This is a genomic window from Vibrio sp. Y10_XG_PY6 (genome assembly GCF_024181795.1).
Lineage (GTDB): Bacteria > Pseudomonadota > Gammaproteobacteria > Enterobacterales > Vibrionaceae > Vibrio > Vibrio diabolicus.
In genome coordinates this window covers 128,068-151,610 of record NZ_JAMZAQ010000004.1, presented here as the reverse complement: position 1 = coordinate 151,610, position 23,543 = coordinate 128,068, and the positions used below count along the sequence as shown (strand labels likewise).

The following is a 23,543-nucleotide window of genomic DNA, read 5'->3' as shown; positions in this document are numbered from 1 at the left end:
CATCGAACTGATATCTGACTAAAGACCTCCCTTGGGAGGTCTTTTTTTGTTTTGGCACTTTGAATCTGCTGTGCTTTCGCACTAACTCGATAAATATTGTCGTTTTAGCGCGAGTTCTTGTTGTCTAATTGCTTAGAATTGTGGATCATTAGAAACAATGTACTCTGCAAAACCATACTTGGATGCAGAGTTCCGTTTTCTCTGACAATACTAATATTTTTGAGGTGCTATAGATGAGTGAAGCTGATGCTCGTCCATCAAACTTTATTCGCCAGATCATTGATAAAGATCTAGCGGATGGTAAACACACTAGCGTGCATACTCGATTCCCGCCGGAGCCAAATGGCTACCTGCATATCGGTCATGCTAAGTCTATCTGTTTGAACTTCGGTATTGCTCAGGACTACCAGGGTCAATGTAATCTACGTTTCGACGATACGAACCCTGAAAAAGAAGACATCGAATACGTTGAGTCTATCAAGAAAGATGTAAACTGGTTGGGCTTTGAGTGGAGTGGTGAAGTATGTTACTCATCAAACTACTTCGATAAGCTTTACGAATATGCAATTGAATTGATTAACAAAGGCTTAGCGTACGTAGATGAGCTAAGTCCAGAGCAGATTCGTGAATACCGTGGCACGCTAAAGGCGCCAGGTAAACCAAGCCCATACCGTGACCGTTCTGTTGAAGAGAACTTAGCGTTATTTGAAAAAATGCGCGCTGGTGAATTTGAAGAAGGTAAAGCGTGTCTTCGTGCCAAGATTGACATGGGTTCTTCATTCATGGTTATGCGCGATCCAGTTTTATACCGTGTGCGTTTTGCTACGCACCACCAAACTGGTGATAAGTGGTGCATTTACCCAATGTACGACTTCACGCACTGTATCTCTGATGCATTAGAAGGCATTACGCATTCTATCTGTACGCTTGAGTTTATGGATAACCGTCGTCTGTACGACTGGGTTCTGGACAACATCACGATCGAAAGCCGTCCACATCAGTACGAGTTTAGTCGCTTAAACCTTGAATACACAGTGATGTCTAAGCGTAAGCTTAATCAACTCGTCACTGAAAAACTGGTTAACGGTTGGGATGACCCACGTATGCCAACAGTCTCAGGTCTGCGTCGTCGAGGCTTCACGCCAGCATCTATCCGTGAGTTCTGTAAGCGTATTGGTGTAACGAAGCAAGAAAATATGATCGAGTTTAGCTCACTAGAATCTTGTATTCGTGATGACCTAAACGAGAACGCTCCGCGTGCAATGGCTGTGTTGGATCCTGTTAAAGTTGTTATCGAAAACTTTGAAGAAGGTGCAGTAGAAAACTTGACGGTCGCTAATCACCCAAACAAACCAGAGATGGGTGTGCGTGAAGTACCATTCACTCGTGAGTTGTGGATTGAGCGTGAAGACTTCCGTGAAGAGGCGAACAAAAAGTACAAGCGTTTAGTGCTAGGTAAAGAAGTTCGCTTACGTGGTGCTTACGTGATCAAAGCAGAGCGCGTTGAAAAAGATGCCGAAGGCAACATCACGACTATCTTCTGTTCTTACGATGCAGACACACTAGGTAAGAACCCGGCTGATGGCCGTAAAGTAAAAGGTGTGATTCATTGGGTATCAGCTGATAAAGCATTACCAGCGGAAATCCGTCTGTACGATCGTCTATTTACGGTTCCAAACCCGGGTGCAGCAGAAGACTTTGCTTCTACAATCAACCCTGAATCATTAGTTGTGATCAATGGTTTTGTAGAGCCTAGCTTAGCGTCAGCAGAAGCAGAAAAAGGCTACCAGTTTGAGCGTATGGGTTACTTTTGCGCAGACTCGAAAGATTCTTCAGCAGATAAACTAGTATTCAACCGCACGGTTGGCCTACGTGATACTTGGGCAAAAATTGAGAACCAATAATCTCGATTAATGCAAAAATCGATAAAAATGCCAGCAAATGCTGGCATTTTTTTATTCTCATTATCGTAATGCGGCGGTTATAGGTAGTGTAGGGAGTTGCTTAAGAACGAGGGACGTTTGATAAATGTTCGGTTTGGAAGCAAAACAATGATGTTTATTAAGGTTTGAATTGGTAAGTCTAATCGACGCTTTACAAAAGTTGGTACGGCAATTCAGCTATTGAAAGATATCGCCCTCAGAAACAAAAAACGCCAGCATGAGCTGACGTTTATTTTAAATCAACAAACCGTTATTTTTTTGGTTTGTGTGCATCTGGATTGTCTTTACAACCACCATCACTGCACTTGCCGTACAAGTATAAGCTGTGGTTTGTTAGCGTGACATTGTACTTAGCTGCAATCTCTTTTTGACGTTCTTCAATAAGATCGTCAGAAAATTCAATTACCTCACCACAGTCTAGGCACACTAGATGGTCGTGGTGATGTTGAGTCGATAATTCGAAGACTGACTTACCACCTTCAAAGTGGTGACGAGTTACAATACCAGCATCATCGAATTGGTTTAGAACTCGGTAAACAGTTGCTAGGCCAATCTCTTCACCTAGATCAATCAACTTTTTGTACAAATCTTCAGCACTGATGTGCTGGCAGTCTGGCTGCTGAAGTACTTCTAGAATTTTTAGCCTTGGAAGGGTTACTTTTAAACCCGCATCCTTCAGCGCCTGATTATTATCTGACATATACTTTCCCGTTGGATCATCTGCAGCGATTTAACAGAATTCAATCTTCCTACCATTATAGGATAAGCGCTCAGAACATTAAACCACGAACTTCAAAGGGTTAATAGAATCTTTTTGTAAATTAGAAACAGGTCGATTATATTACAGATCTGACCAGTTACAGTTTTGTAACATTGAGCTTAGAGAGGGCACGGACTGCGATGAATAAGCGACTTGCGAAGATATACAAACCAGGAATTGTAAAATTCGCACTCAATATTTGGCCACCTTTTTGGGGCGCTGGTATTAAAATCTTACATATTTCTGAAGACTTTCGTACCGTGAAGGTGCGTTTGAAACTTCGCTGGTGGAATAAAAACGCCAATCGTACTCAGTATGGTGGCAGTATTTTCTCTTTAACTGATCCCATTTACTCGTTGATGCTGATGGGGATTCTACGCGAGGAGTATTACGTGTGGGATAAAGAGGCGAGTATTAACTTTATTAAGCCAGGGCAAAGTGATTTATTTGCAGAATTCGAGGTCACTGAAGGGATGCTAGAAAACATTTATCAAATGACACGGAATGGAGAAAAGTGTTTTCCTGAATTTATTACCCATGTAAAAGATAAACAGGGGAACGTGGTTTCAGAGGTTCAACGCAAGCTTTATGTAAGAAAGAAACCTCAGTATCGTGAAGAGGAAGTGCTCACCGATGCTTTGTGAAAATATACAAAAAGACCTCCAATCGGAGGTCTTTGTATAATTCGATTTATTTAGCCTTCAAGCTCAGCTAAACACATTTCTTCGTAAATCTGTTTAACCCAGTTCTCAACACGTTCGTCAGTCAGTTCCGGTTGACGGTCTTCATCGATACATAGACCTACGAATTGGCTGTCGTCGCCTTCAACAAGTGCTTTAGACGCTTCAAATTCGTAGCCTTCTGTTGAAGTATGGCCAAGAATTGTGCCGCCTTTAGACTCAACGATATCACGTACTGTGCCCATCGCGTCACAGAAGTATTCTGCGTAGTCCTCTTGGTCGCCACAGCCAAAGATAGCCACTAGCTTAGTAGAGAAGTCGATTTGCTCAAGTTCAGGGAAGAAATCATCCCAATCACATTGGGCTTCACCGTAGTACCAAGTTGGGATACCTAGAAGAAGAAGATCGAAGTTATCAATGTCTTCTTTGCTGCTTTTCGCGATGTCTTGAACGTGAACTAGATGCTTACCTAGTTGCTTTTGAATCATCTTTGCAACGGCTTCAGTATTACCTGTGTCGCTACCGAAGAAGATACCTACACTTGCCATAGAGTCTATACCTTTACATTGTTTGTTATTGGCGATGGTACTAAGGGTTTAACCTAACCCTGAGCCTTCCCAAGTTAGCTGAATTACACCTTTTGCAATAAAGCCAGCACAGCCTAGGAAAAGGACTAACCACACAATACGACGACCAAAAACAGGTACATTGCCTTGCTTTAGCACATCTTTTATCGCCATCCCGATGAAAAAGAAGATAGCAGCAAAAAGAAGATCGAGCCCAATAGACTCGAGCATATCCATATAGTCGTAAAGCATTTTAGTCCTTCATGCCGAAAAATCTTGGGCGCACTATACCACTGTTAAACGGTAAAGTTAATGCACTACAAGAAGGGTTATTTCAATAATCTATTGTTGCTTTTCGAATTTGTTAACTCGAAATGTATTTCCGAATGACTCTCATTACTTCAGCCGGTTTTTCGGCGTGAAGCCAGTGGCCAGTATTAGCGATAATATGTGCTTTTGCTTGTTTGAACTGTTTTTGCACCGCAGGTTGGTGCTCTGGCATTAAGTAATCGGAATCACCACCTTTAATAAACAGAGTGGGTATGTCTGTTGGGGCAATTTCCTGCCAGCCGATAATTTGTGCGTAATTCTCAAAAAGGCTCGGTACGTTAAACCGCCAGTCCATTTTATCGCCATTTTTGTATAGTGACTTAGAGAGAAATTGTCTTACACCGTCGATCTCAACATGTTGAGCTAGGATATCCATCGCTTGTTGACGGCTTGCTGGCTTTTCGTTAATTACGGCGTGTAAACCATTAAACACATTGTCGTGACGGTTTGCTGTGTATGCGACAGGTGCCATGTCGAGCACAACCAACTGTTTGACGAGCTCTGGAGCAATGTCCACCAGTGTCATCGCGACCTTTCCACCCATTGAATGCCCAATAATAATAGATGGTTCAACATTTAAGTGTTGTAGGAGTTGTGCCACATCTTTTGCCATGTCGGCGTAATTATGAATGTTTGAGTGAAAAGAGAGGCCGTGATTTCTCAGATCAATACTGATCACCGTGTGATCTTTAATAAGATCGCGGGCTAGTAGACCCAGATTACTTAAACTACCAAACAATCCGTGAATCAAAACAACTGTTTGGCCTTGGCCTTCCTGCTTATAGTTGAGTAATGCTGACATTTTATCTTATTCGTGATGGGTTTAACGTGGAGTATCCGAGAGGATCTCGTTATAATCCCCCAGAGTTTAAACATTGAGAATGTGAAAAGCGAATGAAAACAATTGAGGTTGATGAGGATCTATACCGTTACATTGCTAGCCAAACTAAGCATATCGGTGAAAGCGCCTCGGATATTTTGCGACGCCTTTTAAACCTTGATGGTCAGTTGCAGGAAGCTGAAGCCGCGCCTGTAGTAGAGAAGCCACAAGGGATTGTAGTAAGTAAAGATGCGGGTAAAACGGAATCTGTTGATGTAGTGAAAGAAATGCGTTCGCTGCTTATTTCTGATGAGTTTGCCGGTCTAAAAAAAGCGATTGATCGCTTTATGTTAGTACTATCGACCTTACATAAATTAAATCCAGAAGGTTTCGCGCAGGCTACGAATGTAAAGGGACGCAAACGCGTGTACTTTGCAGATAATGAAGAAACCTTGTTGGCAAATGGCAACACGACCAAGCCAAAAGCCATTCCTGGCACACCGTTTTGGGTTATCACGAACAACAATACCAGTCGTAAAAGACAGATGGTTGAACAAGTGATGACACACATGGGGTACCAACCTGACTTAATAGAAAAAGTAACAGGTTCAATCTAAGAAACCTGATAGAAGCCTCATAATGTGTCGCAGTTAGCGGATATTATGAGGCTTTTTTAATTTTATTTGTATTTAAAGAAAGGATGTCAAACATGGCTATGCACCCTCGTGCTGGGCAAAAAGCGCAGCAGGAAGATCTTCATAATATTCCGGCACTTGTTGCCAATTACTTCTTGCTTCAACCTGATGCTAAGAACCCCGATCACAAGGTTCAATTCGGCACATCAGGTCACCGTGGTACCGCTGATAAGCATACATTTAACGAAAACCACATTTTGGCTATTGCTCAAGCGGTTGCAGAAGTTCGTGCCCAGCAAGGGACCACAGGTCCTTTGTTTGTCGGTAAAGACACGCATGCTTTGTCTGAACCTGCATTTTCTAGCGTGATTGAAGTTTTGATTGCGAATGGCGTAAAAGTCATCGTACAGCAGGATAACGGCTACACGCCAACACCAGGTATCTCGCACGCAATTCTGACTTACAACATCAAGCACGATGAAAAAGCAGACGGTATTGTGATTACACCATCTCATAACCCACCACAAGACGGCGGTATCAAATACAATCCGACTCACGGTGGTCCAGCAGAAGCTGAGTTGACTCAAGCTATCGAAGATCGTGCGAACGCACTGATTGCCGAAGGTTTACAAGGTGTTAAACGCTTACCACTAGCAGAAGCAAAAGCATCGGATCTGTTTGTGGAGATGGACTTGGTTAAACCCTATATCGATGATCTGGTGAACGTTATCGATATGGAAGCAATCCAAAAAGCAAATCTGAAGATTGGTGTAGATCCATTGGGTGGCAGCGGCATCGATTACTGGCGTCAAATTGGTCAGGCATACAACCTAGACCTAACGCTAGTAAGTGAAGCGATTGATCCTTCTTTCCAATTCATGTCTCTCGATAAAGACGGCGTTGTACGTATGGACTGTTCTTCTCCATACGCAATGGCGGGTCTATTGGCACTGAAAGACGAATACGATTTAGCATTTGGTAACGATCCTGACTACGACCGTCACGGTATCGTTACGCCAAAAGGTTTGATGAACCCGAACCACTTCTTAGCCGTTTGTATCGACTACCTATACCGCCATCGTGACGCATGGGGTAAAGATGTAGCTGTTGGTAAAACACTAGTATCAAGTGCTCTGATTGACCGTGTTGTTGCGGATCTAGGTCGTGAGCTATGTGAAGTACCAGTAGGCTTTAAATGGTTTGTTGATGGTCTGTACACTGGTAAATTCGGCTTCGGTGGCGAAGAAAGTGCCGGGGCATCTTTTCTTCGTAAAGATGGTACGCCTTGGTCAACAGACAAAGACGGCATCTTGTTATGTCTTCTAGCGGCAGAGATCACTGCGGTAACGGGTAAGAACCCACAAGACTACTATGAAGAGCTAGCGGCGAAACACGGTGAGTCGAAATACAACCGTATTCAAGCTGTAGCGAATGGCCCTCAAAAAGACGTACTGAAGAAGTTGTCACCAGAAATGGTCGCGGCTGAAACTCTAGCGGGTGATGCTATCACTGCTCGTCTAACGCATGCGCCTGGTAATGGTGCTGCAATCGGTGGTCTAAAAGTAACGACGGCAAACGGCTGGTTTGCTGCTCGTCCATCAGGCACAGAGGACATCTACAAGATTTACTGTGAAAGCTTCAAAGGTGAAGAGCACCTAAAACAAATCGAAGCAGAAGCACAAGAGATCGTTAATCAAGTGTTTGCAGCTGCCGGCCTGTAAACCATTCAATAGTCGATTTAGAAAACAAAGGGTTGATGTGCAAGCATCAACCATTTGCGTTTTAAGATTCCTGAACTGAGTTGTTTCCGGGCCAGGAATCCGGTACCACAAACCAGAATTGACCGTCCTCCGTTTGTGCATGTACAAATCGGTCTGAAGGCTTTTCAATGGGTTGAGAGAAATCGTCCGTACCAATCGCCCAGCATGGTTTGTGTAAATGATAAAGTGGCTTACCGATTAAATCCCATTGGCGCTGGTAGCACCAGTAACCACTAATCTGACTTGGATTTAGTTCATAACCCAAGCACTCGCTAGGAGTTGGCTCTGGAGTAAACGGATTAATATAGAGTCGTCCTTGCATCAATAGATGCTCTTGTGGGGCGTCGTTTAACGGAATTATTTTTTGAAATTCCGGGCGATCGCTCATTTTCAACTGATGAGTAAGCATTCTATTCAGTTTTGTATGCAGCTGGTCGTGAGCATTCGGACCATACCAAACGCCGTTATAAAGAAGATAAAACTTAATCGCCACTTCCCAGTGTTCTATTTGATTTGATTCTGTATTCCGCAACACCAAGTCGATAGCACCAATGGTCTTACCTTCGATGTCGTTTAACTGAACCTCTTCCGCGATAACCTGATATCGTTCTGAACTAGAGAGAACTGCAGTGCATAAGTGCTGATATAAAAAGCCCAATCTTGGATTACCATTGTATTGCTCAGCGTTATTTAAAGGCGTTACCGAAAGATCCTCTAAGGTTGTAAACGGAGGGCGTAACTTGAAAAGAGGAGGTGAAGTGGCGATCCATTGGTAAAAGCTTTGCAGTTGGTTCATCCGTATCCCTATATGTATGGTGAGGCGACAAGCTTTGTTATTGTAACTAAATTTGCTTTTGAGGGTAGGGTGGCTAGCATCGATATTAAGGTTCGAGATACACTTTAAGTACCTAAATGATATCAAGGTGCCAGATGTCAAAACGTTGTTGTATCAACTAGGTTGCACACTCTCGGTCTGATTTCATCGAGAGGTTATTTAGGCTTACATGCGCTAGAAATTGGAAGTAATAATGAATAACTTAAAGCTAGAACAGATTCTTAATGACAAACTGTCACCGCAGTTAATTAAAGATTACGCACCAAACGGGTTACAGGTAGAAGGGACGCCAGCCGTAAAGCGTATTATCACTGGCGTAACTGCCTCCCAAGCCTTAATCGATAAAGCGATTGAGCTTAATGCAGACGCATTACTCGTTCATCACGGTTATTTTTGGAAAGGTGAACCTGAGCCAATTCGTGGTATGAAAGGTAAACGAATTCGTAGTCTGATCAAAAACGATATCAACTTATATGGTTATCACCTTCCTCTGGATATTCACCCAGAGCTAGGCAACAACGCCGAATTAGCTCGCTTACTTGAAATCGAAGTAGAAGGTGGACTTGAAGGACATCCTCAATCAGTAGCCATGTTTGGACGCTTGAAAAAACCGATGTCTGGTGCTGAGTTTGCGAGCAAGATCAATCAAGTTCTTGACAGACAACCACTGCATATTGCTCCAGAGAATACCGATAAGATGATTGAGACGGTCGGTTGGTGCACTGGTGGAGGGCAGGATTTTATTGAACTTGCTGTACAACACGGGCTGGATGCATTTATCTCTGGAGAAATTTCAGAGCGTACCACTTATACCGCTCGTGAAATGGACATTCATTACTTTGCTGCAGGTCATCATGCTACTGAGCGTTATGGTGTTCAGGCTTTAGGAAAATGGCTAGCGGATGAGTATGGCCTACATGTGGAGTTTATCGATATTGATAATCCGGTTTAGTGTTCGCTATTCATAACGTGAAACGCTGAAAAGAAAAAAGGGTTGAGACAAAATCTCAACCCTTTTGTTTGTTTATCTTCTAACTAAAAAGATCATTCACGTTCGTGAAGTGGAGAAAACTCACGCTGTGTCTCACCAGTGTATAGCTGACGAGGACGACCGATGCGGTTCAGTGGATCGCTGTGCATTTCGTTCCAGTGAGCAATCCAGCCGATGGTACGAGAAATCGCGAAGATAACCGTAAACATAGAAACTGGAATACCAATCGCTTTAAGAATGATACCTGAGTAGAAGTCTACGTTCGGGTACAGCTTCTTAGAAACGAAGTACTCATCAGAAAGCGCAATGCGCTCGAGTTCCATTGCTACATCTAGTAGAGGGTCTTGAATGTTTAGCTCTTTGAGAACTTCATGACACGTTTCGCGCATTACTGTCGCACGTGGATCGTAGTTTTTATAAACGCGGTGACCAAAGCCCATTAAGCGGAATGGGTCATCTTTGTCTTTCGCGCGGTCTACATACTCAGGGATGTTATCGACGCTGCCAATCTCTTCTAGCATTCTCAAGCACGCTTCGTTTGCACCACCGTGAGCAGGTCCCCAAAGTGATGCAATACCAGCGGCAATACATGCAAATGGGTTAGCACCAGAAGAGCCAGCTAGACGTACAGTTGACGTCGACGCATTCTGTTCGTGATCCGCGTGTAGCGTGAAGATTTTATCCATTGCACGCGCAACGACAGGGTTTACTTCATACTCTTCGCAAGGGTTTGCGAACATCATGTGTAGGAAGTTTTCTGCGTAGCTCAAATCGTTGCGTGGGTAGATAAATGGCTGACCGATAGAGTATTTGTAACACATTGCAGCCAGTGTCGGCATCTTCGATAGCAGACGGTACGCCGCGATCTCACGGTGCTCGTCGTTGTTGATGTCAAGAGAGTCGTGGTAGAAGGCTGCAAGTGCACCGACTACACCACACATTACTGCCATCGGGTGAGCATCACGTCGGAAGCCATGGAAAAAGCTTGCGATTTGCTCGTGGACCATAGTATGACGCGTTACGGTTGTCTTGAATTGCTCGTATTGTTCTCGGGTAGGGGCTTCACCATAAAGAAGGATGTAACATACTTCTAAGTAATCTGCGTTATTGGCTAATTGATCAATCGGGAAACCGCGGTGCAAAAGAATACCTTTGCCGCCATCGATGTACGTGATTGATGATTCACAAGATGCAGTGGCAAGAAAACCTGGGTCAAAAGTAAAGTAACCATTGGCTCCCAGCTTACGAACGTCAATTACAGGTGTACCTAGCGTACCGTCCATAATTGGCAGTTCGATTGGCGCTTGACCTTCAACATGAAGGGTCGCTTTCTTATCCGCCATAACAATCTCCTTTGTTTATTATTTAATCCGTCCAGGATGTTTATGTGCCATTTTTGTACTGTTGTTAAAGCTTAAAGTCAATTTTTCTCCATCTTTGTGTGCACTTGTTATGATTTTTCTCATGAAAATCGTTAAAAATCTGTTCTATGTAGCATAATTTGTTACACCAATTGTATTAGAATGTTGCTCGCCGTATATTGGCTAAGAAAATTTTAGTTAAATCCTTATAAATTCGGGGCTAGAAACAAAGAGTGAGGTTTGTTGCTGGACCCCGATTGTTAACAAGTTGTTTACAATTATCTGGGTGGTTACTCGCGATATTTGTTAAATAGGTGTTAACTTTTGTACGTTTGGAAGCTGAAATTGGTTATAACAATAAATGCTCAATGGAGCTGAGTGAGCAAGCCCGTGAAAGAAAGAAAGTCAAGACCTGTTAATTTAGATTTACAGACCATCCACTTTCCTATCACAGCAATCGCATCCATCCTACACCGTGTGTCTGGGGTAATTACGTTTGTTGCGGTGGGTATACTACTGTGGTTACTGTCCATTTCTCTGTCATCCCCAATGGGTTTTATGGAAGCCGCTGACATCGTCGATAGCTTCTTCGTAAAATTCATCCTGTGGGGAATTCTTACTGCACTTGCCTACCACATTGCAGGTGGTATCCGTCACTTGTTGATGGATCTAGGTCACTTTGAAGAGCTAGATTCTGGCACGATGAGCGCTAAAGTCGCGTTTGGTGCAACAGCAGTATTATCATTATTGGCGGGGATCTTGGTATGGTAAAACACGTATCTTCATTTGGTCGTAATGGTGTACACGATTTCCTACTGATTCGTGCAACTGCAATCATTATGACGCTATACACGATTTATCTGATTAGCTTCTGTGCATTTTCAGATATCTCTTACGCATCTTGGACCCAATTCTTTGGTGGTACCTTCACTAAAGTATTCACCATGTTGGCACTTGTTTCGATCCTGATCCACGCATGGGTCGGTTTGTGGCAGGTATTAACGGATTACATTAAGTGCGCGAAACTGCGTGGCGCACTGCAACTTGGTGTTATTGCCGTGCTATTCGGCTATGTCTTCTCTGGTCTATTTATTCTGTGGGGTGCGTAAGTGTCTATTCCAGTTCGTGAGTTTGACGCCGTAGTAATCGGCGCTGGTGGTGCAGGTATGCGCGCTGCACTACAAATTTCAGAACAAGGCCTATCATGTGCTTTGTTGTCAAAAGTATTTCCAACACGTTCTCATACTGTGTCTGCACAGGGCGGTATTACCGTTGCTCTGGGTAACTCGCACAAAGACGATTGGCAATGGCACATGTACGATACCGTTAAAGGTTCCGATTACATCGGTGACCAAAATGCGATTGAATACATGTGTAAGAATGGCCCTGAGTCCGTTATCGAACTAGAAAAAATGGGCCTTCCATTCTCTCGTTTTGATAACGGTACTATCTACCAACGTCCATTCGGTGGTCAGTCAAAAGAATTTGGTGGTGAGCAAGCTGCACGTACAGCAGCAGCTGCGGACCGTACAGGTCACGCGCTTCTTCATACGCTTTACCAACAAAATGTGAAACACAAAACCACCATTTTCTCGGAATGGTATGCACTAGACTTGGTGAAAAACCAAGACGGCGCCGTAATGGGCTGTACTGCGATTTGTATGGAAACAGGCGAGATCTGTTACTTCAAATCAAAAGCAACGATTCTAGCAACAGGTGGTGCAGGTCGTATTTACGCGTCGACCACTAACGCACACATCAACACTGGTGACGGTGTAGGTATGGCATTGCGTGCGGGTGTACCTATGCAAGACATGGAAATGTGGCAGTTCCACCCAACGGGTATCGCTGGTGCAGGTGTTCTTGTAACAGAAGGTTGTCGTGGTGAAGGTGGTTACCTTCTAAATAAAGATGGCGAACGCTTCATGGAGCGCTATGCTCCTAACGCGAAAGACCTTGCAGGTCGTGACGTAGTTGCACGTTCAATGATGATCGAAATTCGTGAAGGCCGTGGTTGTGATGGTCCTTGGGGTCCACACATTAAGCTGAAGTTGGATCACCTTGGTAAAGAAGTGCTTGAGTCACGTCTGCCTGGTATCTGTGAGCTGTCTCGTACTTTCGCGCACGTTGATCCAGTGAAAGAGCCAATTCCAGTGATTCCAACCTGTCACTACATGATGGGTGGTGTACCGACTCAAGTGTCTGGCCAAGCAATCAAGCAAAAGGCTGACGGCAGCGAGATGGAAGTACAAGGTCTATATGCATGTGGTGAGATTGCTTCTGTATCAGTACACGGAGCAAACCGTCTAGGCGGCAACTCATTACTAGACTTAGTCGTATTTGGTCGCGCGACAGGCTTGCACCTTGGCGAAACGCTCGCAGCGCAAGCTGAGGCACGCCCTGCAACTGAATCTGATATTGAAGCATCTCTAGCGCGTACCATGCGTTGGGAAAATAGTACTGGCGGTGAAGATCCAGTTCAAATCCGTAAAGACCTACAAGCTTGCATGCAAAACAGCTTCTCAGTATTCCGTGAAGGCGATGCAATGGCAACGGGTCTAGAAGAGTTGAAAGTAATTCGCGAACGTCTGAAAGATGCGCATCTAGCGGACAAGTCTTCTGAATTCAACACGCAACGTATTGAGTGTCTAGAGCTAGACAACTTGATGGAAACAGCATTCTCTACAGCCGTAGCGGCGAACTACCGTACTGAAAGCCGTGGCGCACATGCTCGTTTCGATTTCCCTGAGCGTGATGATGAGAACTGGCTATGCCACTCTATCTACAACCCGGAAACAGAAGCGATGACTAAGCGTGATGTGAACATGACGCCAACGCATCGTGAAGCTTTCCCGCCGAAAGTACGTACATACTAAAGGGAGGATACGACTATGAAATTGAACTTCTCTTTATACCGTTACAATCCGGATGTGGATACCAAGCCTTACATGAAAGAGTATACCCTTGAGGTAGACGAAGGCTCAGACATGATGGTGCTTGATGCATTGATTCTGCTAAAAGAGCAAGATCCAAGCATCGCGTTCCGTCGCTCATGCCGTGAAGGGGTATGTGGTTCTGATGGTTTGAACATGAATGGTAAAAATGGTCTAGCGTGTATCACACCGTTATCTGCTCTACAAGGCAATAAGATAGTTATTCGTCCACTGCCAGGGTTACCTGTCGTGCGCGATCTTATCGTTGACATGACGCAGTTCTATGATAACTATGCGAAAGTTAAACCATTCTTGATTGATGATGGTGCATTACCACCATCACGCGAGAACCTACAATCGCCTGATGATCGTGCGCATTTAGATGGATTGTACGAATGTATCATGTGTGCATGTTGTACAACGTCTTGCCCATCATTCTGGTGGAACCCTGACAAATTCATCGGTCCAGCTGGTCTTCTTGCGGCGTACCGTTGGCTAATTGATAGCCGCGATACGGCAACAGATGAACGTTTGTCTGATCTTGATGATGCATTTAGCGTTTTTCGTTGCCATGGCATCATGAATTGTGTAAGTGTTTGTCCTAAGGGATTAAATCCGACGAAAGCCATCGGCCATATTAAGTCGATGCTGGTTAATCGCTCGGTTTAATTTACTCGCTCTTAGGAATGTCGCAGTGTTGCGGATCACCCGATATGACCGCTTCACTGCTTCAAGAATATTTCGAGTAAAGAATACAAAAATTGCCGACTAGTTCTGGTCGGCTCTTATAGCTCGGCAAAGACCGAAGCAAACGTGAAAACTACTGGTTAAGGGAAAATATGCACAACGGCGTGATGAAGGCATGGCTCGAGTCTTCACACTTGGCTGGCGCCAATGCAACGTATGTAGAGGACCTCTACGAACTGTATCTAAGTGATCCCGATCTGGTAAGTGAGGAGTGGAAACGTGTTTTTGAAGGCTTACCTAAGCCGTCAGAAGAAGTGGCAGAACAACCACATTCACGTGTCCGTGACTACTTCCGTCGACTCGCTAGAGAAACAAAGCATTACAATGTCCAAGTTAGTGACCCAGATGTCGATGCAAAACAAGTAAAAGTTCTACAGCTAATCAACGCATACCGTTTCCGCGGACATGAAGCTGCAGAATTAGACCCACTAGGTCTATGGCAACGCCCAACCGTGGCGGAGTTAGACCCTGCTTTTCATAATCTTACCGAAGATGACTTCGAAGAAACTTTCAACGTAGGTTCTTTTGCTGTTGGGCAAGAAACCATGAAGTTGAAAGACATCTATGAAGCCCTCAACAAAACTTACTGCGGTTCCATCGGTGCTGAATACATGCACATGACTGACACAGAGCAAAAACGTTGGATCCAACAACGTCTTGAGTCTGTCGTAGGCCAGCCATCATTCAACAAAGATGAGAAGCGCACATTCCTAGAAGAGCTAACAGCCGCTGAAGGTTTGGAGCGTTACCTCGGGGCGAAATTCCCAGGTGCAAAACGTTTCTCTCTAGAAGGTGGTGACGCACTGATTCCGATGACGAAAGAGTTGATCCGTCATGCGGGAACAAGTGGGATGCGTGAAGTGGTTATCGGTATGGCTCACCGTGGTCGTTTGAACATGCTGGTGAACGTGCTTGGTAAGAAGCCTCAAGATCTGTTCGATGAGTTTGCCGGTAAACACGACGAAACTTGGGGCACGGGTGATGTGAAATATCACCAAGGTTTCTCTGCCGACTTTGCTACCCCAGGTGGTGATGTTCACTTAGCTCTTGCATTTAACCCATCGCATCTAGAAATCGTCAACCCAGTAGTCATGGGGTCGGTGCGAGCACGCCAAGATCGCTTGGGTGATAATCAAGGTAGCAAAGTGCTTCCTATCACTATCCACGGTGACTCTGCAATCGCTGGTCAGGGTGTGGTTGCCGAAACGTTCAACATGTCACTGGCTCGTGGTTTCCAAGTCGGTGGTACGGTGCGTATCGTTATTAACAACCAAGTTGGCTTTACGACGTCTAACCCTCGTGACACGCGTTCAACGATGTACTGTACAGATATCGCGAAGATGGTTCAGGCGCCAATCTTCCACGTGAATGCCGATGACCCAGAAGCGGTTGCTTTTGTTACTCGTATTGCTTTGGATTACCGCAACGAGTTCAAGCGCGATGTCGTGATTGATTTGGTGTGTTACCGTCGCCATGGTCACAACGAGGCCGATGAGCCAAACGCGACTCAGCCTTTGATGTACCAAAAAATCAAAAAACACCCTACACCACGCAAATTGTATGCGGATATTCTGATCGATAAAAACGAATCAGATATCGAGACAGCGACTCAGTTAGTCAATGAGTACCGCGACGCATTAGACCGCGGTGAAGTGGTGGTTAAAGAATGGCGTCCAATGGCGTTGCACTCTGTAGACTGGTCCCCTTACTTAGGGCATGAATGGGATATGGAGTGGGATTCAAAATATGACAAGACGCGTCTTATCGAGTTGGGTAATCGTCTTTGTCAGTATCCAGAAAGCCATAAACTGCAAAGCCGTGTTAATAAGCTTTACAACGATCGCCTAGCAATGATGACCGGTGAAAAAGCAATCGACTGGGGTATGGCCGAAACATTGGCGTATGCAACATTAGTTGATGATGGTAAGCGTATTCGCCTTTCTGGTCAGGATTCGGGTCGTGGTACGTTCTTCCACCGTCACTCGGTTCTTCATAACCAAACAGATGCAAGTACGTACATTCCATTAGCGAATATTCATGACAATCAGGGTCCATTCCAAGTGTTTGACTCAGTACTGTCAGAAGAAGCGGTATTGGCATTTGAATACGGTTACGCAACAGCAGAGCCAGGTGGTTTGACTATTTGGGAAGCGCAGTTTGGTGACTTTGCCAACGGTGCGCAGGTTGTGATTGACCAATTCATCTCGTCAGGTGAGCAGAAATGGGCACGCTTGTGTGGTCTCACAATGCTTCTACCTCACGGTTACGAAGGTCAAGGCCCTGAGCACTCCTCTGCACGTCTAGAGCGTTACCTTCAGTTGTGTGCTGAGCAAAATATGCAGGTTGTAGTTCCTTCAACACCGGCTCAGGTATACCACATGATTCGTCGTCAAGTTGTACGCCCAATGCGTCGACCTCTGATTGTTATGTCGCCAAAATCTTTGCTGCGCCATCCTCTATGTACTTCGACAATTGAAGACTTAGCGGACGGTACATTCCAATCTGCAATTCCAGAAGTAGATGATTTAGACCCAAGCAAAGTAAAACGCGTCGTGTTCTGTTCAGGTAAGGTTTATTTTGACCTACTGGAGCAGCGCCGTAACAACGAGCAAGACGATGTCGCTATCGTGCGTATCGAGCAGCTTTATCCATTCCCGATGGAAGAAGTACAAGCAGCGATTGCTCAATACACTAACGTTGAAGACTTCGTGTGGTGTCAGGAAGAGCCTCAGAACCAAGGTGCTTGGTACTGTAGCCAACACAACTTCCGTGCCGCTATTCCTGCAGGTGCAGATCTTAAATACGCAGGTCGCCCAGCTTCTGCTTCGCCAGCAGTTGGCTACATGTCGGTGCACTTGAAACAACAAAAAGCGTTGGTTGAAGACGCTCTGAACGTGAACTCAAAAACTTCGAATTAAGAACTAGAAGTTAAAGGAAGAAACAGATATGACAATTGAAATTCTGGTTCCAGATTTACCTGAATCAGTTGCTGATGCAACCGTAGCGACATGGCACAAACAACCAGGCGACGCAGTAGAGCGTGACGAGGTTTTGGTTGACATCGAGACAGACAAAGTCGTGCTAGAAGTGCCAGCTCCGGAAGCAGGCGTTTTGGAAGCTATCGTTGAAGAAGAAGGTGCGACAGTACTTTCTAAACAAATCATTGCTAAATTGAAGCCAGGTGCAGTTGCAGGTGAGCCTACCGCAGACAAAACAGAAGGTACGGAAGCATCTCCTGATAAACGTCATAAAGCTGCGCTTAGCGAAGAAAGCAATGATGCGCTAAGCCCAGCAGTACGCCGTTTATTGGCTGAGCATGGCCTAGAAGCGAGCCAAGTGAAAGGCACTGGCGTTGGCGGTCGTATTACGCGCGAAGATATTGAAGCGCATCTTGCGAACGCTAAAGCTGCGCCAAAAGAAGAAGCACCAGCAGTGGTTGACGTACCGGCAGCGGCTCGTAGCCAAAAACGTGTTCCAATGACTCGCCTGCGTAAGACAGTCGCTAACCGTCTGCTAGAGGCGAAGAACAACACTGCAATGCTAACGACGTTTAACGAAGTGAACATGAAACCAATCATGGACCTTCGTAAGCAGTACAAAGATCAGTTCGAAGAGCGTCACGGTATTCGTTTAGGCTTCATGTCTTTCTACGTGAAAGCTGTAACAGAAGCGCTTAAGCGTTACCCAGAAGTAAATGCTTCGATTGATGGCGATGACATTGTTTACCACAACTACTTCGACATTAGCATGGCGGTATCAACGCCACGTGGTCTAGTTACACCTGTCCTAAAAGACTGTGACAAGCTTGGTTTCGCTGATGTTGAAAAAGGCATCAAAGAACTGGCTATCAAAGGTCGTGATGGCAAGCTAACGGTAGACGAGCTAATGGGCGGTAACTTCACTATCACAAACGGTGGTGTGTTCGGTTCACTAATGTCTACACCAATCATCAACCCACCTCAATCAGCGATTCTTGGTATGCATAAGATCCAAGAGCGTCCGATGGCAGTGGATGGCAAAGTTGAAATCTTGCCGATGATGTACCTAGCGCTGTCTTACGATCACCGCCTAATTGATGGTCGCGAGTCTGTTGGCTTCCTAGTGACGATTAAAGAGTTGCTAGAAGATCCAGCACGTCTCCTATTAGACGTTTAATATCGCTAAAACGTCTAGTTATCGTAGGTAGCTAGACGTTAAAAATTTCAATGGCTAGACTGGCTCAACGTCTGGCCTTCATTTGAATCCCACACCATGAGGACTCGTGATGAGGGATTGATTTGAGAAGACCCTACAGACGTACAAGCAGCCAAGACTGCAGCGTTATGGAAATAATAAATCCCTTAAGGGAAAAACAAACGGAATATCGAAATGAATTTGCATGAATACCAAGCCAAACAGCTGTTTGCAGAATTCGGTTTGCCTGTGCCAGAAGGCTACGCGTGTGATACACCACAAGAAGCTTTTGAAGCCGCAGGCCGTATCAGTACAGAAAAGAAAGTAGTTAAATGTCAGGTTCACGCTGGTGGCCGTGGTAAAGCGGGCGGTGTAGAGCTGCACGATACAAAAGAAGGCGTTAAAGAGTTTGCACAAAAGTGGTTAGGTAAAAACCTAGTGACTTACCAAACTGACGCTAACGGTCAGCCAGTTACAAAAATCCTTGTTGAAGAAGCTTCAAACATTGCAAACGAATTATACCTAGGTGCGGTTGTTGACCGTGCAAGCCGTAAGATCGTTTTCATGGCTTCAACAGAAGGTGGTGTTGAAATCGAAAAAGTTGCGGAAGAAACGCCGGAGCTTATCCACAAAGCTGCAATCGATCCACTAGTAGGCCCACAAGCTTACCAAGGTCGCGAGCTTGCGTTCAAACTTGGTCTTGAAGGCGACCAAATCAAACAATTCGTTAAGATCTTCATGGGTCTTGGCACGATGTTCGCCCAGTACGATCTTGCTCTACTTGAGATCAACCCGCTTGTGGTTACTGGTGAAGGCAACCTGCTATGTCTTGATGGTAAGATCAACATCGACTCAAACGCTCTTTACCGTCAGCCTAAGCTTCGTGAAATGCACGATCCTTCACAAGAAGATGAGCGCGAAGCGCACGCAGCTCAGTGGGAACTGAACTATGTAGCACTAGACGGTAACGTTGGCTGTATGGTTAACGGTGCTGGCCTAGCAATGGGTACGATGGATATCGTAAACCTACACGGCGGCAAGCCAGCTAACTTCTTAGATGTAGGTGGCGGCGCGACCAAAGAGCGTGTTGCTGAAGCATTCAAGATCATCCTATCTGATGACAACGTGAAAGCGGTACTTGTTAACATCTTCGGTGGTATCGTACGTTGTGACATGATCGCAGAAGGTATTATCGGTGCGGTTAAAGAAGTAGGTGTAAGCGTACCTGTTGTTGTTCGTCTAGAAGGTACTAACGCTGACCTAGGTCGCGAAGTTCTTGCTAATTCTGATGTTGATATCATTGCTGCTGAGTCGCTAACGGATGCTGCTCAGAAAGTTGTTGCTGCTGCGGAGGCTAAATAATGTCTGTATTAATTAACAAAGACACTAAAGTAATCTGTCAGGGTTTCACTGGTGGTCAAGGTACTTTCCACTCAGAGCAAGCTATCGCATACGGCACTCAGATGGTTGGTGGTGTGTCTCCAGGTAAAGGTGGCCAAACTCACCTAGGTCTACCTGTATTCAACACAGTTCGCGAAGCAGTAGAAGCAACTGGCGCAACAGCGACAGTAATCTACGTTCCAGCACCTTTCTGTAAAGATGCAATTCTAGAAGCGATTGATGCGGGCATCGAGCTAATCGTAACAATCACGGAAGGCATCCCTACAACAGATATGATCGACGTGAAAGTGAAGCTAGAAGAAACTGGCGTTCGCATGATCGGTCCTAACTGTCCGGGTGTTATCACTCCTGACGAGTGTAAGATCGGTATCATGCCTGGTCACATCCACAAGAAAGGAAAAGTAGGTATCGTATCTCGCAGCGGTACTCTAACTTACGAAGCAGTTAAGCAAACAACAGACGAAGGTTTCGGCCAGTCTACTTGTGTTGGTATCGGTGGTGACCCAATCCCAGGTTCAAACTTCATTGATATTCTAAAACTGTTCCAAGAAGACCCTGAAACAGAAGCGATTGTTATGATCGGTGAAATCGGTGGTACTGCCGAAGAAGAAGCAGCAGCATACATTAAAGAAAACGTAACGAAGCCAGTGGTTTCCTACATTGCTGGTGTAACTGCTCCTCCTGGTAAACGTATGGGCCACGCTGGTGCGATTATCTCTGGCGGTAAAGGTACTGCTGAAGACAAATTTGCTGCACTAGAAGCGGCGGGCGTTAAGACTGTGAAATCTCTAGCAGAGATCGGCCAAGGTCTACGTGAAGTAACGGGCTGGTAATTTCCAACTCGAAGCTTAAAGCTAAAAAAGCCTAGCAATTATTGCTAGGCTTTTTTGTATCAAGGTACTTTTTACGATTTTTGGCGAATAAATTGGCTAAGCATAAACAGAGATGTTGCGCTGATTACTACTGATGGGCCAGCCGGCGTATCGAAGTGCCATGATAGGCTAAGCCCCATTAGTACTGCCACAGAGCCAATAATAGATGCGAACAGTGCCATTTGCTCTGGTGATGAAGAGACCTTACGTGCTGTTGCTGCTGGGATGATCAGCAAAGAAGTCATGATAAGTGCCCCAACAAACTTCATTCCTACGGCAATCACAACACCTACCATAAGCATTAACACCAATCTAACTAAGTCTGTATTGACGCCCTCGACGGCAGCAAGCTCTTCACTAACTGTGCTCGACAATAAAGGTCGCCAAAAAACGTAAAGACACACACTAACAGCAACGACACCTGCGTAAATGAACATCAGATCTTGCGGAGATACTGCGAGTAAGTCACCGAACAAGTAACTCATCAGATCAACACGGACATTATCCAAGAAACTAACAGAAACTAGACCAACAGATAATGCACTATGGGCGAGTATACCCAGAAGCGTATCGGTTGCGACCAGTTGTTGTTTCTGTAGTGTCACGAGCAATACCGCGAGTGCTAAACAGCAAACGAGTAGGGCAAGATAAAGGTTCACGTTGAGCAGAAAGCCTAATGCCAAACCCATCAATGAAGCATGTGCCAAGGTATCACCGAAGTAAGCCATTTTGCGCCAAACGACAAATGACCCAAGAGGACCTGCAATGATCGCGATGCCAATACCAGCAAGAATAGAAGGTAGAAGAAACTCAATCATGGTGATGATGTCCGTGTTTATGGTTGGAGCATGATGTCGCATCGCCAGTTACTGGCGTTCCGGATAAATCGTGATGATGATGCTCGTGGTCGTGATGATAAAACGCGAGCGATTCTCTCGCTGCATTGCCAAATAGCGCGATGTAAGAAGGGTGCTGAGTAATCGTGGCAGGTGAACCAGAACAGCAAACATGGTGATGCAGACAAATGACATCATCTGTTTTGGCCATTACTAAATGTAAGTCGTGTGACACCATAAATACACCGCAATCGAATCGGTGACGAATGCTTTCAATTAGATCGTAGAGATCGATTTGACCTTGAATATCCACACCCTGCGCAGGTTCATCTAGCACTAACAGCTCTGGGCGTTGAAGCAAAGCACGCGCAAGTAATACGCGTTGGTTTTCACCACCTGATAAGCGATGCATGTTACTACTAATTAAATGCTCAGCGCCAACAAGCCTTAATGCATCAATACATTCTTGTTTACTGTATTTTCCTGCTAAATTTAGAAAACGGGTGACATTCAATGGAAGAGAGTCATTGAGTTTCAATTTTTGAGGAACATAACCAATTTTTAGTTTTCTTTGTCGGTTTAATTTGCCGCTAGTCGGTTTTTGAAGGCCTAAAATGACTTTGACTAACGTTGATTTTCCCGCTCCATTGGGACCAATTAGGGTTGTTATTTTGCCCTTTTGTAATTCCATACTAATGTTATCGAGAACTCTGCGGCCATCGAACTCGACGCATAAGTGCTCAAGATGGACTAAGGAAGACATGAATGAAACTCATTTGCAAATCAATAATGTTATAATGTAACATTATCACACTTTCTACACCATATCCCAAGTAAAACTATGAAAAGAGCATTAATTCTTGCTGCGTCAGCGATGCTAACGTTGCCAGCACACGCAGTAACGGTACTAACGAGTATCAAACCTATTCAGTTATTAGTGACAGAGCTTACTCAAGGGGTGACTTCGCCAGATGTATTACTGCAGTCTAACACTTCGCCCCATGATTACGCTTTACGCCCATCGGATGTTAAGAAAATCGCTTCTGCTGATTTAGTTATTTGGTACGGACATGATCTCGAACCGTTTCTGGAAAAAGTCGTGTCAGACAGATCGAATACTCTGACTATTAGTCAAATTCCAGATCTAGATTTGCGTGAGTTTGATAGTGAGCACAACCATGACCATGATGGCCACGATCATGGTTCACATGATCCGCACTTTTGGTTAGGTGTAAGTCAAGTACAACAAGTTGCCAAGGCTGTCGTGAATCAACTGGGATCACTTGATCCGGAAAATGCAGCACAGTACCAAGAAAACCTTAAAAAATTTGAAACTGAGCTCAGCCAGACGGACCTAGAGATCAAGAAGAAATTATCGCCAGTGAAAGACAAAGGTTACTTTGTGTTTCACGATGCTTATGGTTATTTCGAAGAGCGTTATGAGTTAAATCAAATGGGGCACTTCACCGTGAGCCCGGATCGTAAGCCGGGCGCAAAAACCTTAATCCAAATTCGTCAAAAGTTAAGTTCAGGAGATGTAGCCTGCGTGTTTTCTGAACCTCAGTTTACTCCAGCTGTCGTTCAGAGCGTGATGCGAGGTAGCAAAGTTGCCAAAGGTGAACTTGACCCATTAGGGAGCACAATTGAAGCAAAACCGGGCAGTTATTTTACTTTTCTCAACAATATGGCGAATAATTTTGAGCAGTGCTTGAGCCAAAAGACGGATTAAGTAGTGTTGTTGTGTAGGAATAGTCCTTTTAACGTGATCCAGCAGTAAGAATTACAACCTTTGGCAAGGCGAGCCTTTTCTCAAACAGTAATTGAGATATCATTATCAATAATTAGCAGCTCAAAATAACCGTGTAAGTCCATGTTGTAGAAGATATGGACGGTGAGCGCC

Annotated in this window: 22 protein-coding genes; 14 read left to right on the top strand and 8 right to left on the bottom strand. The window is 44.8% G+C overall.

Annotation, left to right across the window (positions count from 1 at the left end; all coding sequences use genetic code 11):
• Positions 1-233 precede the first annotated feature (233 nt).
• On the top strand, positions 234-1,904 hold the full coding sequence (glnS, locus tag NL644_RS19220) for a glutamine--tRNA ligase (RefSeq protein WP_005393044.1): 1,671 nt from the start codon (positions 234-236) through the stop codon (positions 1,902-1,904).
• A 289-nt stretch (positions 1,905-2,193) separates the two neighbouring features.
• Here the strand turns inward: glnS and fcrX are convergent, their stop codons facing one another.
• Positions 2,194-2,643, bottom strand: a complete 450-nt coding sequence (gene fcrX, locus NL644_RS19215; protein ID WP_005382141.1) for a ferric iron uptake transcriptional regulator FcrX — start codon at positions 2,641-2,643, stop codon at positions 2,194-2,196.
• Positions 2,644-2,843: 200 nt separating this feature from the next.
• On the opposite strand from fcrX, the gene NL644_RS19210 reads away from it, so the two are divergent.
• The gene (locus NL644_RS19210; protein ID WP_005393042.1) at positions 2,844-3,347 is read left to right on the top strand and encodes a DUF4442 domain-containing protein; all 504 of its coding nucleotides are present in this window, start codon (positions 2,844-2,846) and stop codon (positions 3,345-3,347) included.
• Positions 3,348-3,397: 50 nt separating this feature from the next.
• Here NL644_RS19210 and fldA read toward each other — a convergent pair whose 3' ends face one another.
• From fldA to NL644_RS19195, 3 genes are all read right to left on the bottom strand, one after another.
• Complete coding sequence (gene fldA / locus NL644_RS19205) at positions 3,398-3,931, bottom strand: flavodoxin FldA (protein ID WP_005393040.1); 534 nt, start codon at positions 3,929-3,931, stop codon at positions 3,398-3,400.
• Between the two features lie 48 nt (positions 3,932-3,979).
• Entirely contained in the window at positions 3,980-4,201 is a 222-nt protein-coding gene (locus tag NL644_RS19200) for a DUF2788 domain-containing protein (protein ID WP_005393038.1), read from the bottom strand.
• Positions 4,202-4,313: 112 nt separating this feature from the next.
• Complete coding sequence (locus NL644_RS19195; RefSeq protein ID WP_114322601.1) at positions 4,314-5,081, bottom strand: alpha/beta fold hydrolase; 768 nt, start codon at positions 5,079-5,081, stop codon at positions 4,314-4,316.
• Positions 5,082-5,173: 92 nt separating this feature from the next.
• Between NL644_RS19195 and seqA the strand changes: the two genes are divergently transcribed.
• A complete protein-coding gene (seqA, locus tag NL644_RS19190; protein WP_005393026.1) occupies positions 5,174-5,716 on the top strand; it encodes a replication initiation negative regulator SeqA in 543 nt (180 codons plus the stop codon).
• Between the two features lie 92 nt (positions 5,717-5,808).
• Positions 5,809-7,455: a phosphoglucomutase (alpha-D-glucose-1,6-bisphosphate-dependent) gene (gene pgm / locus NL644_RS19185; RefSeq protein WP_114322600.1), complete on the top strand. Its 1,647-nt coding sequence runs from the start codon at positions 5,809-5,811 to the stop codon at positions 7,453-7,455.
• Positions 7,456-7,516: 61 nt separating this feature from the next.
• Here the strand turns inward: pgm and NL644_RS19180 are convergent, their stop codons facing one another.
• The gene (locus NL644_RS19180; protein ID WP_114322599.1) at positions 7,517-8,290 is read right to left on the bottom strand and encodes a DUF1853 family protein; all 774 of its coding nucleotides are present in this window, start codon (positions 8,288-8,290) and stop codon (positions 7,517-7,519) included.
• A gap of 232 nt (positions 8,291-8,522) precedes the next feature.
• Here NL644_RS19180 and NL644_RS19175 point away from each other — a divergent pair, with 232 nt between their 5' ends.
• Positions 8,523-9,281: a Nif3-like dinuclear metal center hexameric protein gene (locus NL644_RS19175; RefSeq protein WP_006742708.1), complete on the top strand. Its 759-nt coding sequence runs from the start codon at positions 8,523-8,525 to the stop codon at positions 9,279-9,281.
• Between the two features lie 92 nt (positions 9,282-9,373).
• Here NL644_RS19175 and NL644_RS19170 read toward each other — a convergent pair whose 3' ends face one another.
• Positions 9,374-10,663 carry a citrate synthase gene (locus NL644_RS19170; protein ID WP_005382163.1) on the bottom strand — a complete coding sequence of 430 codons (1,290 nt, stop codon included), beginning with the start codon at positions 10,661-10,663 and terminating at the stop codon, positions 9,374-9,376.
• A gap of 396 nt (positions 10,664-11,059) precedes the next feature.
• Between NL644_RS19170 and sdhC the strand changes: the two genes are divergently transcribed.
• The 8 genes from sdhC to sucD all read left to right on the top strand — a co-directional run bounded on the left by sdhC (position 11,060) and on the right by sucD (position 20,768).
• Entirely contained in the window at positions 11,060-11,452 is a 393-nt protein-coding gene (sdhC, locus tag NL644_RS19165; RefSeq protein WP_017634811.1) for a succinate dehydrogenase cytochrome b556 subunit, read from the top strand.
• Positions 11,446-11,790, top strand: a complete 345-nt coding sequence (gene sdhD, locus NL644_RS19160; protein ID WP_005382169.1) for a succinate dehydrogenase, hydrophobic membrane anchor protein — start codon at positions 11,446-11,448, stop codon at positions 11,788-11,790. Before sdhC ends, sdhD begins: the two co-directional genes overlap by 7 nt.
• On the top strand, positions 11,791-13,557 hold the full coding sequence (gene sdhA / locus NL644_RS19155) for a succinate dehydrogenase flavoprotein subunit (RefSeq protein ID WP_005393016.1): 1,767 nt from the start codon (positions 11,791-11,793) through the stop codon (positions 13,555-13,557).
• Between the two features lie 15 nt (positions 13,558-13,572).
• Positions 13,573-14,283: a succinate dehydrogenase iron-sulfur subunit gene (locus NL644_RS19150; protein WP_253658712.1), complete on the top strand. Its 711-nt coding sequence runs from the start codon at positions 13,573-13,575 to the stop codon at positions 14,281-14,283.
• A 170-nt stretch (positions 14,284-14,453) separates the two neighbouring features.
• A complete protein-coding gene (gene sucA / locus NL644_RS19145) occupies positions 14,454-17,279 on the top strand; it encodes a 2-oxoglutarate dehydrogenase E1 component (protein WP_005393014.1) in 2,826 nt (941 codons plus the stop codon).
• Positions 17,280-17,307: 28 nt separating this feature from the next.
• Positions 17,308-18,516, top strand: a complete 1,209-nt coding sequence (gene odhB / locus NL644_RS19140; RefSeq protein ID WP_005393012.1) for a 2-oxoglutarate dehydrogenase complex dihydrolipoyllysine-residue succinyltransferase — start codon at positions 17,308-17,310, stop codon at positions 18,514-18,516.
• 213 nt (positions 18,517-18,729) lie between these two features.
• Positions 18,730-19,896, top strand: coding sequence for an ADP-forming succinate--CoA ligase subunit beta (sucC, locus tag NL644_RS19135; RefSeq protein ID WP_005393009.1), 1,167 nt, complete (start codon positions 18,730-18,732; stop codon positions 19,894-19,896).
• Entirely contained in the window at positions 19,896-20,768 is an 873-nt protein-coding gene (gene sucD / locus NL644_RS19130; RefSeq protein ID WP_005382181.1) for a succinate--CoA ligase subunit alpha, read from the top strand. The genes sucC and sucD overlap by 1 nt, the downstream gene beginning before the upstream one ends.
• A 71-nt stretch (positions 20,769-20,839) precedes the next feature.
• Here sucD and znuB read toward each other — a convergent pair whose 3' ends face one another.
• Together znuB and znuC are read right to left on the bottom strand one after the other, a co-directional pair.
• Positions 20,840-21,625, bottom strand: coding sequence for a zinc ABC transporter permease subunit ZnuB (znuB, locus tag NL644_RS19125; protein ID WP_005396067.1), 786 nt, complete (start codon positions 21,623-21,625; stop codon positions 20,840-20,842).
• Positions 21,618-22,406: a zinc ABC transporter ATP-binding protein ZnuC gene (gene znuC / locus NL644_RS19120; RefSeq protein WP_006742704.1), complete on the bottom strand. Its 789-nt coding sequence runs from the start codon at positions 22,404-22,406 to the stop codon at positions 21,618-21,620. Before znuC ends, znuB begins: the two co-directional genes overlap by 8 nt.
• 78 nt (positions 22,407-22,484) lie before the next feature.
• Between znuC and znuA the strand changes: the two genes are divergently transcribed.
• Positions 22,485-23,372 (top strand): zinc ABC transporter substrate-binding protein ZnuA, encoded by an 888-nt coding sequence (znuA, locus tag NL644_RS19115; RefSeq protein WP_114322598.1) that lies wholly within the window; start codon positions 22,485-22,487, stop codon positions 23,370-23,372.
• The last annotated feature ends 171 nt before the right edge of the window (positions 23,373-23,543 follow it).

Coding starts and splice junctions, on each gene's coding strand:
- NL644_RS19210 (WP_005393042.1), top strand. CDS start 2,844: ATGAATAAGCGACTTGCGAAGATATACAAACCAGGAATTGTAAAATTC.
- seqA (WP_005393026.1), top strand. CDS start 5,174: ATGAAAACAATTGAGGTTGATGAGGATCTATACCGTTACATTGCTAGC.
- znuA (WP_114322598.1), top strand. CDS start 22,485: ATGAAAAGAGCATTAATTCTTGCTGCGTCAGCGATGCTAACGTTGCCA.
- znuC (WP_006742704.1), bottom strand. CDS start 22,406: ATGTCTTCCTTAGTCCATCTTGAGCACTTATGCGTCGAGTTCGATGGC.
- sucD (WP_005382181.1), top strand. CDS start 19,896: ATGTCTGTATTAATTAACAAAGACACTAAAGTAATCTGTCAGGGTTTC.
- glnS (WP_005393044.1), top strand. CDS start 234: ATGAGTGAAGCTGATGCTCGTCCATCAAACTTTATTCGCCAGATCATT.
- sucC (WP_005393009.1), top strand. CDS start 18,730: ATGAATTTGCATGAATACCAAGCCAAACAGCTGTTTGCAGAATTCGGT.
- NL644_RS19175 (WP_006742708.1), top strand. CDS start 8,523: ATGAATAACTTAAAGCTAGAACAGATTCTTAATGACAAACTGTCACCG.
- NL644_RS19170 (WP_005382163.1), bottom strand. CDS start 10,663: ATGGCGGATAAGAAAGCGACCCTTCATGTTGAAGGTCAAGCGCCAATC.
- NL644_RS19150 (WP_253658712.1), top strand. CDS start 13,573: ATGAAATTGAACTTCTCTTTATACCGTTACAATCCGGATGTGGATACC.
- pgm (WP_114322600.1), top strand. CDS start 5,809: ATGGCTATGCACCCTCGTGCTGGGCAAAAAGCGCAGCAGGAAGATCTT.
- fcrX (WP_005382141.1), bottom strand. CDS start 2,643: ATGTCAGATAATAATCAGGCGCTGAAGGATGCGGGTTTAAAAGTAACC.
- sdhD (WP_005382169.1), top strand. CDS start 11,446: ATGGTAAAACACGTATCTTCATTTGGTCGTAATGGTGTACACGATTTC.
- NL644_RS19200 (WP_005393038.1), bottom strand. CDS start 4,201: ATGCTTTACGACTATATGGATATGCTCGAGTCTATTGGGCTCGATCTT.
- odhB (WP_005393012.1), top strand. CDS start 17,308: ATGACAATTGAAATTCTGGTTCCAGATTTACCTGAATCAGTTGCTGAT.
- znuB (WP_005396067.1), bottom strand. CDS start 21,625: ATGATTGAGTTTCTTCTACCTTCTATTCTTGCTGGTATTGGCATCGCG.
- NL644_RS19195 (WP_114322601.1), bottom strand. CDS start 5,081: ATGTCAGCATTACTCAACTATAAGCAGGAAGGCCAAGGCCAAACAGTT.
- fldA (WP_005393040.1), bottom strand. CDS start 3,931: ATGGCAAGTGTAGGTATCTTCTTCGGTAGCGACACAGGTAATACTGAA.
- NL644_RS19180 (WP_114322599.1), bottom strand. CDS start 8,290: ATGAACCAACTGCAAAGCTTTTACCAATGGATCGCCACTTCACCTCCT.
- sucA (WP_005393014.1), top strand. CDS start 14,454: ATGCACAACGGCGTGATGAAGGCATGGCTCGAGTCTTCACACTTGGCT.